11 protein-coding genes are annotated in these 14979 nt (G+C 49.6%); 9 read left to right on the top strand and 2 right to left on the bottom strand.

All coding sequences use genetic code 11. The annotated features are described in order from the left end of the window. Position 1: 1 nt before the first annotated feature. The 8 genes from MHH56_RS24565 to MHH56_RS24530 all read left to right on the top strand — a co-directional run bounded on the left by MHH56_RS24565 (position 2) and on the right by MHH56_RS24530 (position 10904). Complete coding sequence (locus MHH56_RS24565) at positions 2-2356, top strand: AraC family transcriptional regulator (RefSeq protein WP_339204283.1); 2355 nt, start codon at positions 2-4, stop codon at positions 2354-2356. 171 nt (positions 2357-2527) lie between these two features. After that, positions 2528-4198, top strand: coding sequence for an extracellular solute-binding protein (locus MHH56_RS24560; protein ID WP_339204282.1), 1671 nt, complete (start codon positions 2528-2530; stop codon positions 4196-4198). Between the two features lie 103 nt (positions 4199-4301). Then, on the top strand, positions 4302-5255 hold the full coding sequence (locus MHH56_RS24555) for an ABC transporter permease subunit (RefSeq protein WP_339204281.1): 954 nt from the start codon (positions 4302-4304) through the stop codon (positions 5253-5255). Between the two features lie 12 nt (positions 5256-5267). Beyond that, positions 5268-6143 (top strand): carbohydrate ABC transporter permease, encoded by an 876-nt coding sequence (locus MHH56_RS24550; RefSeq protein ID WP_339204280.1) that lies wholly within the window; start codon positions 5268-5270, stop codon positions 6141-6143. Between the two features lie 99 nt (positions 6144-6242). Next, positions 6243-7295, top strand: coding sequence for a glycoside hydrolase family 88 protein (locus tag MHH56_RS24545; RefSeq protein WP_339209722.1), 1053 nt, complete (start codon positions 6243-6245; stop codon positions 7293-7295). Between the two features lie 138 nt (positions 7296-7433). Further along, positions 7434-9728 (top strand): chondroitinase-B domain-containing protein, encoded by a 2295-nt coding sequence (locus MHH56_RS24540; RefSeq protein WP_339204279.1) that lies wholly within the window; start codon positions 7434-7436, stop codon positions 9726-9728. Positions 9729-9736: 8 nt separating this feature from the next. Beyond that, entirely contained in the window at positions 9737-9898 is a 162-nt protein-coding gene (locus MHH56_RS24535; protein WP_339204277.1) for a hypothetical protein, read from the top strand. Between the two features lie 379 nt (positions 9899-10277). Beyond that, complete coding sequence (locus tag MHH56_RS24530) at positions 10278-10904, top strand: glycoside hydrolase family protein (RefSeq protein ID WP_339204276.1); 627 nt, start codon at positions 10278-10280, stop codon at positions 10902-10904. A gap of 247 nt (positions 10905-11151) precedes the next feature. Here MHH56_RS24530 and MHH56_RS24525 read toward each other — a convergent pair whose 3' ends face one another. Next, positions 11152-11325 carry a transposase gene (locus MHH56_RS24525; protein WP_339204274.1) on the bottom strand — a complete coding sequence of 58 codons (174 nt, stop codon included), beginning with the start codon at positions 11323-11325 and terminating at the stop codon, positions 11152-11154. A gap of 433 nt (positions 11326-11758) precedes the next feature. Next, on the bottom strand, positions 11759-13465 hold the full coding sequence (locus MHH56_RS24520; protein WP_339204273.1) for an RICIN domain-containing protein: 1707 nt from the start codon (positions 13463-13465) through the stop codon (positions 11759-11761). Between the two features lie 376 nt (positions 13466-13841). Between MHH56_RS24520 and MHH56_RS24515 the strand changes: the two genes are divergently transcribed. Further along, positions 13842-14636, top strand: a complete 795-nt coding sequence (locus MHH56_RS24515; protein WP_339204272.1) for an alpha/beta hydrolase-fold protein — start codon at positions 13842-13844, stop codon at positions 14634-14636. Positions 14637-14979: the final 343 nt, after the last annotated feature.

The raw sequence follows: 14979 nt of genomic DNA, 5'->3' as shown, positions 1-14979 counted from the left end.
TATGGCCCAAACTCGAAACCGGTGGACGATCTATCTGAAGCAGCTCCGGCACAAAAATCGCAGCGTATTCCTGACCTGGATGCTTTCATACATTTCGGTGCTGCTCGTGCCCATTCTGATCAGCGGCGTTATATACGGCGCGACGCTGAACGTTGTAAAGGCCGAAATTAACCGCGCCAACCAATCCATTCTTGTTCAGATGGAGCAAGCCATAGATAGCCAGTTCAAAGGAATCGAGAACCTGAGCCTCGAGGTGAGCCTCAACAGGCGAATCGCATCATTTATTTCTGCCGATCCCATGTTGTCTGATTCAGATCACTATGAAATATACCAAATCGCCAATGATTTGCGCGTATACGAAATCGCTAACGATTTTCTTGAAGGCATTTATATTTACTACAAAAATAGCGATACGGTCATCGCCCGCAACAACCGTATGAACATCGAAGGGTTATACGACCATATCCGCCTTGAAGAGCAAATGCCATTCCAGTCGTTTCAAGAATATTTTGACCAATGGTACATTAAAGGCTACCACTCGGTTGTTGTGTCTGAAGAGAATGAGTGGAGGCCTACGGTCATGTATGCCCAAAATGCGACGTCAACGATCATGAATCAGCCGGGAGCTGTCTTGCTATTCATGATTGACCGCAGCAAGCTGCTGGAGCAAGCGTCGGTGCCTGAGGAAGGCACAATCTTTATTTTGGATGAAGACAACCGGTTCATTGCGTCTACGGGCGAGTCGCTGGCGGAACCTGCTCTGCACTACGGCGATATGCCGGAAGAGTCGGGGCAACTGGAGATCGAGGCTTCCGGTAGCAAGCTTGTTGCATCCTACACGACCTCCTCCATTACGGGATGGAAATATGTAATGACGCTTCCGGCGGGCGTATACCACCAGAAGATGAACGTGGTAGAGCAATTGACGATCGCAAGCATCTTGCTTTGCCTTATTATTGGCGGTGGTGTGACGTATTGGCTGCTCAAGCGGAACTACCTGCCTATTCATGCGCTTATACAGAGCTTGTCGTTCAAGGCAGGTGTTACATTCGATCGCGGCTCTAATGAATACTCCTTTCTGGAGCAGGCGCTGAGCAGCACCTTCCATGAGAAGGAGGAGCTTCATAACAAGCTGAATCAGCATAACAATACACTCCGATCGCATTTCCTGCAGCGGTTGCTGAAGGGGCAGCTCGACAGCCATATCCCGCTGCACGAATCGTTCTCAGCCTATGACCTGCGCTTCCCGCTGGGCGGATTTTCTGTCATCTTGCTGCGCATCGAGCATTTCGGCAAGTTCCATCGTAAGGATGAGGATCAGGTACATAACAAGCGGTTGCTGCACTTCCTGATCGCCAATGTGGTCGAGGAGGTTGCGCGAAAGTCCGTTAACGCCTATGCGGTAGAACTGGACCAGGAGCTGCTCGCCTGCATCGTCAACCATCAGCTTGTTTCGCCGGAGAAGCAGCGGGGGGAGCTGGAGCACATCGCGGAAGAAACGATGTCGTTCATCGCAAGTCATGCCGATGTCCAGTTGACCGCTGCCATCAGTGCACAGCAGGAGGGCGAATATGGCATCTTCCAGGCGTTTCAGGAAGCGGTCGAGGCGATGGAATACCGTATCATTGCAGGCAGCGGGGGCATTATTCATTATGCGGACCTGAGCGGCAGCGACAACCAGGGGACTGCTCCTGGTGGTTATTTTTATCCTCTCAAGGCCGAGCAGCAATTGATCGTTATGGTTCGCGAAGGCCAGCTCGAAAAGGCGAAAACGTTTGTCGGGGAGATTGTTCAGAAAAATGTTACGACAGAGCCGTATCCATTCCATACAGCGAAATGTCTCATGTTCGATCTGATGGCAACGCTGCAAAAAGTAATCGGAGAAATCCGCATCGCGGGCAAGCCGGATATGCCTGACGGAGTGCGCGCCATCGAACGCCTGATGCAATGCCAGACGGTTGGGGAGATGCGCAGCCAGCTATACGATATGCTGGAGCTTTTGTGCGGCTACGTTAATAATAACCGCGAATACTGCAGCAATCCGCTAATCGATAAGGTCATGAAATATGTTAACGAGTATTACCAAGACGAGAACCTGAACATTTCGATGATCGGGGAAGCCTTCTCCATGACGCCGTCGTATGTTTCCAAACTGTTTAAGGATCTTGCGGGCGAATCTCTGCTCGACTACATTAACAAGACGCGGTTGGCGCAGGCCAAATTGCTGCTTACCAGTGAGAAATATAATGTCAGCGAAATATCGCTGATGGTCGGTTACAACGATGTGAATACCTTCCACCGCATATTTAAAAAGTTCGAAGGCATTACGCCCGGGCGCTACAGGGAAGTCAAGTAGCTCTCGGGCTTTTTTTCAAGAAAAAGCGGTTAACTTGCGGTTTTGCTACCCTCATTTTCGAGAAATTGCAGTATATTTGAGGTTTTGACAATGGTTTGTGACACTGAATTAGCGTTACGATGAAAGCGTATTCACACCAACATATTCATACGAAAAGAACGGAGGGGCACAATGGCGAAAAAACGTAACGGCAAGATGCACAAAGGGCTGCAGCTTACACTGGGGATCACAATGGTACTCTCATTGTTGTTAACCGCATGCACTAGTAATGGGGGCTCCGGCAACAAGGACAAGACAGAGCCAACTCAAAGCGCCGTCAGCAATACGGGCGGCAATGACGAAAGCAAAGGCAACGAGGGAGCGAATAAGCCGGTTTATCCGCTGAATACCAAAGATACGTTCTCGTACTGGGCTCCAATCAACGGAAACTTGATTACATTTACAACGAATCTGGCGGAAGCGCCAATCGGGAAGGCGATTGCAGAAGCTACCGGCGTGAAAGTAACCTACATCCACCCGACCGATGGTCAAGCGGAAGAGCAGTTTAATTTGTTGCTGGCTTCCAGCAAGCTGCCGGATGTGCTGGAGTACGACTGGAGCATCTATCCAGGTGGTCCAGAAAAGGCGATTGCAGACGGGGTTATCGTACCGCTCAATGATTTAATCGATCAATATGCGCCTAATCTAAAGAAGATGCTGGAAGCTAATCCGGATCTGGATAAAATGGTGAAAACCGACAGCGGCCAATATTATGCCTTCCCGATGGTACGCAACTCGGAAGGCGTAGTCTTCCGCGGACCAATGCTGCGCAAAGACTGGCTGGATGAGCTGGGGCTGCAATTGCCTGTAACAATAGATGATTGGCATAAGGTCCTGACAGCGTTCAAAGAGAAAAAAGGCGCCGCGGCACCACTGACGGCACTATACGCGAACAAAATGAATTTACAGGATGCGTTTTTCGGCGCATACAAAACGTCGCACGGCTTCTATATTGACGATCAGGGCAAAGTGAAATACGGTCCGTTAGATCCGCAATACAAAGATGTTTTGACGTTGTTCCGCCAGTGGTATTCCGAAGGGCTGATTGATAAAGACTTTCCAATCGTAGAGCGCAACACGCTGGATAAGCGGTTTCTGAACGGCGAGTCCGGCGCAACTGTTTACCTGCTGGGCGGCGGGATGGGCAAATGGCTGGAGTCCGGCAAAGCACAAAATCCGGATTTTAATCTCGCAGCGGCTCCTTATCCGGTATTGAAAGCAGGCGAAAAACCATTCACTGGACAGCGCGATTTCAAATATAACCCGAAAGCAAGCGCGGCCGTGACGACATCAGCGAAAGACCTGGAAACGATCGTAAAATGGCTGGATTTCGCATTTAGCGAGCAAGGAACCATGATGTACAACTTCGGCGTTGAAGGCGAAAGCTACACGATGGACAACGGTGTTCCGAAATTTACCGATATGATCGTGAAAAACGAAAAGTACACTTCGCAGCAGATGCTGGCGCAATTTACGGTTCCGAATGGTCCGTTTCCGATGCATGAGCAAAAAACGACCAACACGTTTCCACAACAGGATGAGGCGGTCAAGGTTTGGGCGGAGACCGATGCGGAGAAACATATTTTGCCCGCGTTCATTACGCCTACTGTAGATGAGAGCAAGAAGGTAGCGCAGACGATGACGGCAATCAATACGTATTTGGAAGAAATGTTTATCAAATTTTTAATGGGCAACGAATCGCTCGACAAGTTCGACAGCTTCGTGAAGCAGCTGGAAGATATGGGCATTCGCGATGTAATCGACATCTATCAAGGTGCCTTGGAACGCTACAACAAAAGATAATTTCATGTATCGTCTTGCGGCAGGCTGCAGGCCGCCGTGGGGACAGGGGGTGGCGCAACCATCCCCTGTCGATGATGCTGCATGTGGACAGGAGGAGTAGGAGATGGCTCAGTTGAAGCTGGGACGCAGCAAAGTCGCGCATGCCGGGCGTCTGCCGCTTAATATCGCGAAAGACATAGTTAAGAACAAGTATTTGTACATCATGCTTACTCCTGTTTTGGCATATTTCATTATTTTTCAATATTTTCCGATGTACGGTGCGATTATTGCGTTCAAGGATTTTAATCCCAGGCTTGGAATTGGGGGCAGCGCGTGGGCAGGGCTGGAGCATTTCAGAGACTTTTTTGGCGGAATGTATTTTTGGCGGGTGTTTAAAAACACTCTGATGATAAGCTTGTACGATCTCGTTTTCGGTTTTCCCGCTCCGCTTATTCTCGCCTTGCTGCTTAATGAGGTGAAAAATGCGCTGTTCAAGCGTTCGGTTCAGACAATCACTTATTTGCCGCATTTTATTTCGCTTGTCATTATTTGCGGCATGATCAAGGATTTTACGAGCAGTGACGGCGTCATTAACGATATTATCGCATTTTTCGGCGGCGAGCGGATCACGATGCTGCTGGAGCCGTCTTTTTTCCGGACGATCTTCGTCTCGTCGAATATATGGCAGCATGTAGGCTGGGGTACAATTATTTATTTGGCCGCGCTGTCTGCGATCGATCCCGAGCAATATGAAGCTTGCAAGATCGATGGCGGTGGACGCTGGAAGCAGATGCTTAATGTTACTCTACCGGGGCTGCTGCCCGTCTTCGTTATATTGCTCATCCTGGACATTGGCCGAATTATGAGCGTTGGCTTCGAGAAAGTTATTCTGCTGTACAACCCGACCACTTATGTGACAGCGGATGTCATTTCCTCGTATGTGTATCGAATCGGGCTTCAAGATTTTCAATTCAGTTTCAGCTCAGCTGTTGGATTGTTCAACTCCGTGATTAACTTCGCGCTCGTTATCGGCTCCAACTGGATAAGCCGGAAGTTGAACAATACGGGCTTGTGGTAGAGGAGGGTTCGCATGCGAGTAAGCTTGGGTGAACATATATTCCGGGTTTGCAATACGCTGTTTTTGTCCGTGCTCATGATTGCAACAATGTACCCAATTCTGTACGTGGCATTTGCTTCATTCAGCGAACCGGCGCTGATGATGGCGCATAAGGGTATTCTGTGGAAGCCGCTGGGCTTCTCATTTGAAACATACGGGGCGGTATTCAGCAACCCGATGATCCTGCTCGGCTATCGCAACACGTTATTTATTGTCATTGTAGGCGTGGCTCTCAATTTGCTGCTCTCTTCCTTCGCCGCATACGCCTTGTCCAGAAAAACGTTGCAATATCGCAAGCAGCTTACGCTCTTTATCGTGTTTACGATGTTTTTCAGCGGTGGATTAATTCCGTTCTACTTGCTGGTTAGAGGGCTAGGCATTACGAACTCACTGTGGGCGCTAATTCTGCCTACCGCAATAAGCGCGTTTAACCTCATTATTATGCGGACTTCGTTCGAGGCGGTGCCGGATGCGCTGGAAGAGTCGGCCAAGATCGATGGGGCCAACGACTTTGTCATTCTGTTCCGCATCTTCCTGCCGTTATGCAAGCCTGTGCTTGCAGTGGTAGGCCTGTATTACGGAGTAAGCCACTGGAACTCGTGGTTTAATGCCATGATCTTCCTTCAGGATCGGTCGATGTATCCGTTGCAGTTGATCCTGCGAGAAATATTGATTATCGGCGAGGCGAGCTCCATGGCGGAGGGAGCATCCCAGGATGAGATCATCATACTCGGCGAGACATTGAAATACGCCACGATTATGGTAGCTACCCTTCCGATTTTTTTGGTATACCCGTTATTGCAAAAATATTTTGTGAAAGGCGCCTTGATCGGTGCTATCAAAGGTTAGGATAAGGAGTGGAATTTTGAGATGAGCCATGAAAATGTGAAGCTGAAACCATCCGAGCTGTCGGATTGGTGGGATAAAGTGAAGATTAAAGTTGATCATATGATCGAAGCGGGCTGGACAGAAGCGCCGCATGTTTCGGCAGCGGGCAAATATGACCAGATCAAAGTGGATCAGTGGATATCGGGCTTTTGGCCGGGCATTCTGTGGATTCTGTACGATATGACCGGAGAGCGGCGTTATCGGGAGGAGGCAGAGCCTTGGGATGTACGCATGGAGCAATGTTACTTGCGAGACAACCATTTCCACCACGATGTTGGCTTTCAGTTTTTGCCGACATCGGTTATTCGCTACAAGCTGACCGGCGACGAGGACGCACGGCGGCGCGGGCTGTTTGCCGCCAACTATTTGGCAGGCAGGTACAACCCAGTCGGACAGTTCATTAGAGCGTGGCCCCGCAACCAGACGGGATGGTCGATCATCGATTCGATGATGAATTTGCCACTTCTGTTCTGGGCGAGCGAAGAAAGTGATGATCCGCGCTTCAAGCATATTGCGGTTGCTCATGCAGATATGGTGCTCCGCTCGTTTATAAGAGACGACGGCTCGGTGCATCATATCGTAATCTTCGATCCGGAGACGGGCGAAGTGGAGCGTTATGACGGCGGACAGGGCTTCGCGCCGCAATCGTCCTGGTCGCGTGGCCAAGCTTGGGCGCTCTACGGGATGAGCTGCGCTTACCGTTATACGGGGGAAGCGCGTTACTTGAATGCGGCGAAGCGGGTGGCGCATTATTTCATCAGCGCATTGGCGGAAGACGATGTGCCGCATTGGGATTTCCGTGCGGCGGCCGACTTGACGGACGAGCCGCGCGACACCTCGGCGGCAAGCTGCGCGGCATCCGGACTGATCGATATCGCGTCGCAGGTGCCTCCTGAGGAAGCCGCTTTATATCAGCGCGCGGCCACGCGCATTCTGCGCTCGTTGTCGAACAACTACAGTACGTTCGATCAGCCGAAGTATGAAGGCATTCTGCTCGGTGCAACCGGGCATAAACCAGTCAATAGCAACATCAACGTATCGCTGATTTACGGCGATTACTATTATATTGAAGCTTTGGCGAAGAGCAAGGGCTGGAGCCAGCATATTTTTTGAGCGGGATCATGAGCAGTATTAACGAAGCCGGGAGGACAGGAAGCACCTCCCGGCTTCCGTATTCTTGAGAGGAGGTGCGGACGGAACGAAGGGAATGATTCAATAACCATCAATTCATAACGGAAAGGATGAAGAATTATGGGAACCAAAAGTATGACATGCATGATTTTGCTCTGTATGCTAGTTGCGTTAATGCCAGGAGCGGCGAGGGCGGCCGATGCGAAGTTCACAATTGGCAGCTCCAGCGTGACGGCGAGTGGACATGACGGCAATGTTCCGGCCAACACGGTGGACGGCGATTTCGCCACACGTTGGTCAGCGAATGGCGACGGGCAATGGATTCAGTACGATTTGGGCGTTAACCGCAAAGTGTCTTCCATTAAAATTGCTTTTCTGAATGGGGCAAGCCGCACTTCTACTTTTGATATTTTGACGTCTACGGATGGTTCCGCCTTCACGACCGTCAGCAGTGGAGTTGTGAGCAGCCTTGTGGAAGGCCTGCAAACGTTCGATTTCCCGGATGTCGATCCTGCCCGCTATGTGCGGGTCGTTGGGCACGGAAATTCCTCCAACCTGTGGAACAGCTATACCGAAGTTGAACTGTACGGCACCGCGAGCGGCCCTGCGCCGGGTGCAAGCAAGCTGGCGGTTACCGTACCGCAGCTTATGGCTAGTGGAGATGACGGCAACATCGTCGCGAATACAATCGACGGCGATCTTGGCACGCGCTGGGCGGCGAGTGGCGACGGGGAGTGGGTCCAATACGGCCTTGGATCGAGCAAACGAGTGGAATATGTGAAGATCGCCTTCACCAACGGGGCAGAGCGAACTTTCAGCTTTGATATCCAGACTTCCTATGATGGCTACAACTTCAGCACAGCGCTTTCGGGAGCGGTCAGCAGTCTGAGCAACAGCTTGCAGACATTTGATTTTGCCGATGTGGTCCCTGTCCGATACGTTCGTATTGTTGGCCACGGCAACTCGGTGAACGCATGGAACAGCTTCGCAGAGGTCGAAATTTATGGCAGCGATTCAAGCGGCAGCGGTAGCGAAGGGACGGTCGTCGAAGTTAGCACTTCCACGCAGCTCACTGCCGAGCTTGCAACCGCTACGGCGGGTAAAACGATTGTTCTGGCAAACGGCACGTATTCGCGTACAAGCCCGTTTGCTGTTCAGAACAAAAACGGCACCGCCAACGCGCCAATCGTCATTAAGGCGAAAAACCGCGGCCAAGCTATCATCTCGGGAGCGTCGGGCTTCCGCGTCGAGAACTCCTCGCATGTGGTGCTGGACGGATTAAAGTTTACGAACGTAAGCAATAGCGCAGTGGTGCTCGAAGGCTCGCACCATGTGCGACTGACCCGTAATACATTTGCGCTGCCAAGCTCGGGCGGTGGCCTGATGTGGCTGCAAGTGCGGGGCACGAACAGCCATCATAACCGCATCGACCGGAACGACTTCGGAATGAAGAGCGACACCGAACCGCTGATCGCTTACGAAGGACAGGATGGCTCAGGGCAAATTTCGCAGTACGATATTATTGAATACAACTATTTCCATGATGTAGGCCCATGGGTAGCCAACGGCAAAGAGACGATCCGTCTCGGCTTGTCCGGTCTAACGCTCTCCCACGGCTATAATACGATACAATATAATGTATTTCAGAATTGCGACGGCGAGCCGGAAATTGTTTCGGTCAAGAGCAGCAGCAATACGGTGCGCTTCAATTCATTCCTCACGTCCAAGGGCAGCCTAACGCTGCGGCACGGCCATAACAACAGCGTATACGGCAACTTCTTCCTCGGGGACGGTGTGGAGTCGGATCAGGAAGGCATCCGGATGTTCGGCAATGACCATAAGATTTATAACAATTACTTCGAGAATTTGACAGGCGAAGCAATCTACTTGCCAAACGGCGATTTCGACGGAGGTACTGGAGGCTCTCCTCCAAGCCCGACGGTCGAACAATTACGCAAACAGTGGAAAGTTTACCGGGCGCTAATCGTCAACAATACGATTGTAAACAGTACAACCGGCATCGTCATTGGTTCGGGCAAAGCGTATGCTCCGCAGGATTCCGTCGTGGCGAACAATATCGTGCGCAACAGCACCGGCACGCTTTATTACGAGGCGGCGACAACGAATACGCTGTTTCAGGGCAACATCGGGTATGGCAGCACCATTAGCAACATATCGCGCAGCTCGGGGCAGATCCGAGATATCAATCCGCTGCTCACTACGGTGAGCGGCATCCAGAAGCTGACCGCAAGCAGCCCGGCGATTGACGCCGCTGTAGGGACATACGCGTTCTTGCAGGCGGATATGGATGGCCAAATGCGGGCGACAACGGATGTGGGAGCGGATGAATATTCCGGAGCGCCTCTGCTGAATCGCCCGCTTGCGGCAGGCGATGTGGGGCTGAATACGCCTTAGGGTAATTAATGATCAAGCATGCCGGCGGTCGGTCCGCCGGCATGGCTATGTCGTTCCATAGCTGTGCGGAGCATGCCGGTTATTTACTTTATTTGAAAGGATGGGAGACCATGGTTCGCAGAAGCTATGGAGCAGAGGGAAAAGGCGAGGTGACGTTACATGCATACTAACACGATGCTGCCGGCTCCGCGTGGCGGCGGCTTCCGAATGGAAGGTTATTGGATATGGTGTGGTTCCGTCGTGCAGGGCGAGGACGGCAAATTCCATATGTTTGCCTCGCGCTGGCCGAAGACTTTGCCGATGCACCCCGGCTGGATGACGGCTTCGGAGATTGTCAGGGCGGACTCGGATACGCCCGAGGGACCGTACCAATTCCGCGAGGTGGCGCTTCCGGCGAGGGGAGCGCAATATTGGGACGGACGCTGCACGCACAACCCCCATATCGTTAAGCACAACAACAAATATTTACTTTATTATACGGGCTCGACCCATCCGCTGGGCGATCCGGAGCCGCCCGGAAATTTCGGGTTAACCGATCCGCAATGCATCGTGGCGCGGGCGAACAAACGGGTAGGCCTGGCTGTCGCGGACAGCGTATTCGGCCCTTGGCGCAGAGCAGATGAACCGATATTGCCAACACGTCCCGGCCGATTCGATAGCTTTCTGACCTCCAATCCGGCTCCGTGTGTCCGGGAGGACGGTTCCGTGCTGCTGATCTACAAGGCACGAAGCTACGAAGGCAACCTGCATGGCGGCATGACTATTGGCGTCGCGTATGCGGATCACTACGAGGGACCATATCGGGTGCTGAGCGGAGAGCCGGTGTTTCCTCCGGAGTCGTTCCATATCGAAGATCCGTTCATCTGGCAAACAGCGAAAGGATACCATTTGATCGCCAAAGATATGGAAGGACGTCTATGTGGTGAAAAATATGGCGGCATCTACGCGGAGTCTCCAGACGGGTTGAAATGGAGCTTGCATGGACAGCCGCAAAGCTACTCCCGGACGGTACGCTATGATGATGGCACGGTGCAGACGCTGGGAAATCTGGAGCGGCCATTCCTGCTTTTCCAGAACGGCAAGCCTACTCATTTGTTCGCTGCCGTCTCGGACGGCATCGACGGTTTTATGGATGCTTCCAATACATGGAACATGGTTATACCTTTAAAGCAATGATACATGGGGGAGTTTACGTTGAGCAGCTGCGTGGAGTCAAGCGAGCGCTATGCGGCTATGACGTATAACTGCTGCACTGAATTGATCGAAATGTAGTATGCTATCCATATTTGTACATGATAAAATACTAAATTGCATATAAGAGTGATAAAGTAAGAGGCTGTCCCATAAGCGTTCAGCCCGGTGAAGGGATAGCTCACTTTGAACGGAAATATTGGGAAGTATGAAAAATAGCCATACAGGAGAGCTATACCTGTACGGCTATTTTTCTATTCTGGTCTATATTTGCATGTTTCATCAGATTGTGGGCAAGCGAAAGCCACCCGACCTCTAGACTTACCTTAGGCAAGCCGCGAAGCAGAAAACGTCGAAATCCCGGGTTATTCTTGATCTGCCCGAATACACTTTCGTGTTCAATCATTCGTCTTACCGACAACGCATATCCTTACACTTTTTCTTTGTTTTGATGCTATTTGAGAAGTCGCCACACCATTCTCCGCAATCTATGTCCAGCTATCCTGCACTATTGCAGGAACTTCGGCCATTTTTAGCTGTGTGGATACTTATGTTGTATTTATGCAATAACTTGCTATATGATCTGCCATTTCTGCACTTTAACAGCGCTTATGTTGTAGGAAATACAGTATAGCTGCACGTAAGTGTGAGAAAGATGCAGCTATCAATATAATTAAGAACAATGTAGAATTGCATATCTGCCGAATTAATATAGAGGATATCCCAAAAGGGCAAACCGGAGTGAGAGAATCCCATAGTATGTGCAAAAGAACCTTCAAAACCACTATGAGAGTGAATCTGAAGGTTCTTTTTTTGCTAAAATATTGAAATTATTTCTATTAGTTGATTTGTACCAGCTGCCATTGCTGATTGAGATTGCCGCTGTATAAGTTTTGCTGAATATTCGCGCCATCAGCTGTGGAGGAGCCGGCGACTTCTACCGCTTTGTTGCTATTCACATTCAAGATGCTCCAGTAACCGTTGCTGAGCTTGATCAATCGGAACTGCTGCGCGGTATTGGAGAGATCCTGCATAAGCTGAATCGCTTCCCCGTTGTTTTTTGTCCCGTTACGAACAACCATGACTTTGTTGTCAGTTGAGCTTACGCTTCGCAATTCGTAATAGTTATTGTAGGTGCCTTGATCCGTGACGATCCAGCGCTGAGCTGTCGTATTATTGTCTGCCCGCTGTTGAAGCTGCAACGCGTTAGTATTCTGGCCGCCTGGAACCTCGAGTATTTTACCCGAAGCACGGTTGACGAGCTTGTAAGTTGTGCCATTCGTGACTCCATTCCATATACCATTCCAAGGATTAAACTGCGCACGTTCATAGTACCATTCGAATATAAATCGGGCCATGCCGTCCCGGGCAGTGTTGCCATCATACATCAATCCGCCTGTTGGGTCTGCAAATGAGCTTCTCGTGCCGGGATTCAACAAAAATCCATTCATATGGACAGCGATGCTCACATTGCCCGCTGCCGTGAAGATCGCTTTGGTATTTTTGCCGAAGCCCGCGTTCGAGCCGTTGAACAGATCCCAGTAGGAAGAGTCTCCCGGTTGGGTCTTGAACCAGGTTGTCTCCGTAATATTAATTGGATAATTATCAGCGCAAGGCTTAATATTGGTATCCCATTGCTGTTGCAAAGGAGTGTAGTCATCATAAGCGCCATAGCCAGGATACCAATGTACGGAATAACCTATATTGTTCAGTGAATCCGTCAATGGATAGGCTGCGCATAGCTGATAGTATTGATCCCAACCAAGTCCCGATGCCCAGATGACGTTATCCGCGCCTTTGCTGCGAATTGTGGAGATCATGGAATTTTGGAAATTTTTGAGCGAGTTCCAGTACGCAATGAAATTGGATTGGGAAGGATGACCGCCCCAGACGCCATTGACATCAGACAGCACGGGCTCGTTAATGAGCTCGAACATAACATTGTCAGCGCTCTTGATTCCTGGCTGATCAGCGAGGTAACCCCAAATCTGATTAAACTTTGCGAGATTGGCAGGGGTTGTTGCTTGGTTGTTGCTTAAAGTGAAATCTAGGCCGAGGGTGACATACAGGCCCTTGGTCTTGGCATAGTTGATATAAGGAATGATGACGTTCTGAGTAACGGCTTGCAGGCCGGCAAAATTGTACGTGCCCGCCGCTACGTCGCCCATGTCTTCCCGGTCAATGAATAGACGTACCTGATTCATATACCATCCATGGTTGTTGCCGTATTTGGCCGAGGTGCTTGTAAAGGTGTCGGTGATATCTTTCAAATACGCTAAGATCGCTGCATGTCGATTCCCGCCATTCTGATTCAGGTAGTAATTGCTGTTCTGGTACGTCCAGTAAGCGCCCGAAGGCTGATGCCACCCGCTTAGCAAAACAGGCTGTCCACTGCTGTTCACCAATTGGTTGCCGCTTACATGGAGCTTGGACATCGGCATGCCAACCCACGCATCTGCCTTCTTGCCGCTCAGCAATAATGGCGACATCACTAGCGCCAAAAGCAGCAGAAGCTTCATTGCCAAACTGACTTTCTTTTTAATCATTAATACTCATCTCCTTTTTTTTGTTTTACATATGTTAATTCATGGTAGTACAAGGGTGTGGTGAAGCATACGGCGGATGAGGTACCCAGAGACGAATCAGAAGTGAAGAATAACGATTCATAACCATTTAGACTTCATGAAAGGAGAAGATGAAAGAGGTATATTATTTGTGAAATTAATATGTATGCGCTTACAAAATTGAGTTTACTATTCGTTTGACACTATCAACAACCTGTCTAATTATGGTTCTGAAACCCTTCTAACTCTATCTTTAACGTACAAGTGATAGTAACAATTGACAGGTTGTTTGTTCATTATGTAAAGTTTATACTTTTCGCAGTTAAGTAGGTGTAAACAGGAAGGGGAAGGAAAAAGGATGAGTCCAATTAACTATGATTTGCTAAGACGTGTCGTTCCGACCGGGTATGACCAGTACAGGGATGATATTGCCCACGGCAAAATTGAAACGGTTGAATATTTCTCTAAAACAATAGGATGCAAGCGTAGAGCGATGATTTACATCCCTCCAGGTTACCCGGATGGTCAAGGGGAATATAACGTTCTTTATTTATTGCATGGTATCGGCGGAGACGAAGAGGAATGGTACAATCATGCGGGTCCGCAAGTGATTCTTGATAATTTGTATGCAGACAATAAGCTTGCGCGCATGATTGTGGTTCTACCTAACGGCCGTGCCATGCAGAACGACCGGGCGGAGGGCAATTTATTCGACGCGGACAAATTAAAGGCGTTTGAGGATTTCGAATTCGATTTGCTTTATGATCTCATTCCTTATGTGGAATCGAACTATACGGTTCTGACGAGGAGAGAGAACCGTGCTCTAGCCGGTTTATCGATGGGAGGAGGACAATCGCTCAATATCGGATTAGGCAATCTAGATCATTTTGCTTGGATTGGAGGATTTTCCTCTGCTCCAAACACGAAGGAACCCGAGTTGCTTGTCCCGAATCCGGAAGATGCGGCGGCTAAGCTGAGTTTGCTCTGGTTGTCATGCGGACTTCTGGACAATCTTAAGCATGTCAGCGACCGGACACATGCCTATTTGGAGAGGAACGATGTACCCCATATTTGGTACGAGGAGAGCGGCGGCCACGATTGGCCGGTTTGGAAAAACGATTTATACCATTTTTCCCAACTCATTTTTAGATAGCCTGTCTAGCGACTAATTTCTTAGATGTACACGAGTGAAATAATAACTATGTTATCATGACAATTTGGATTCTCAACAATCGGAGCATCACCTTATTAAGGTGATGCTTTTGTGATGTTTTGTTCCACTTTTGATTGTGAGACGAAACACGAAGAATAGACAACGAGGATGATATTTGGAAATCAGGTTAAGAGGTAACTTTCTAATAAATGAGATCACCTGGGATAGAGAATTCCAATTTCCAACTTCATTATAATAAATCTATCCTATTGAAATAGAGTGAGGTTAAATGCTATGTCAATTCCATCATCTGTAAATTTTTCTGCTAAGCAAGCACATTCAC

The organism is Paenibacillus sp. FSL K6-3182 (assembly GCF_037976325.1).
Taxonomy (GTDB): domain Bacteria; phylum Bacillota; class Bacilli; order Paenibacillales; family Paenibacillaceae; genus Pristimantibacillus.
Note: the sequence above shows the minus strand (reverse complement) of the source record. Positions and strands in the feature narration are given on the sequence as shown.

Bases quoted from the DNA above. Each gene is read 5' to 3' on its own strand.
- MHH56_RS24565 (WP_339204283.1), top strand. From the start codon at position 2: ATGGCCCAAACTCGAAACCGGTGGACGATCTATCTGAAGCAGCTCCGG.
- MHH56_RS24560 (WP_339204282.1), top strand. From the start codon at position 2,528: ATGGCGAAAAAACGTAACGGCAAGATGCACAAAGGGCTGCAGCTTACA.
- MHH56_RS24555 (WP_339204281.1), top strand. From the start codon at position 4,302: ATGGCTCAGTTGAAGCTGGGACGCAGCAAAGTCGCGCATGCCGGGCGT.
- MHH56_RS24550 (WP_339204280.1), top strand. From the start codon at position 5,268: ATGCGAGTAAGCTTGGGTGAACATATATTCCGGGTTTGCAATACGCTG.
- MHH56_RS24545 (WP_339209722.1), top strand. From the start codon at position 6,243: ATGATCGAAGCGGGCTGGACAGAAGCGCCGCATGTTTCGGCAGCGGGC.
- MHH56_RS24540 (WP_339204279.1), top strand. From the start codon at position 7,434: ATGGGAACCAAAAGTATGACATGCATGATTTTGCTCTGTATGCTAGTT.
- MHH56_RS24535 (WP_339204277.1), top strand. From the start codon at position 9,737: ATGATCAAGCATGCCGGCGGTCGGTCCGCCGGCATGGCTATGTCGTTC.
- MHH56_RS24525 (WP_339204274.1), bottom strand. From the start codon at position 11,325: ATGATTGAACACGAAAGTGTATTCGGGCAGATCAAGAATAACCCGGGA.
- MHH56_RS24520 (WP_339204273.1), bottom strand. From the start codon at position 13,465: ATGATTAAAAAGAAAGTCAGTTTGGCAATGAAGCTTCTGCTGCTTTTG.
- MHH56_RS24515 (WP_339204272.1), top strand. From the start codon at position 13,842: ATGAGTCCAATTAACTATGATTTGCTAAGACGTGTCGTTCCGACCGGG.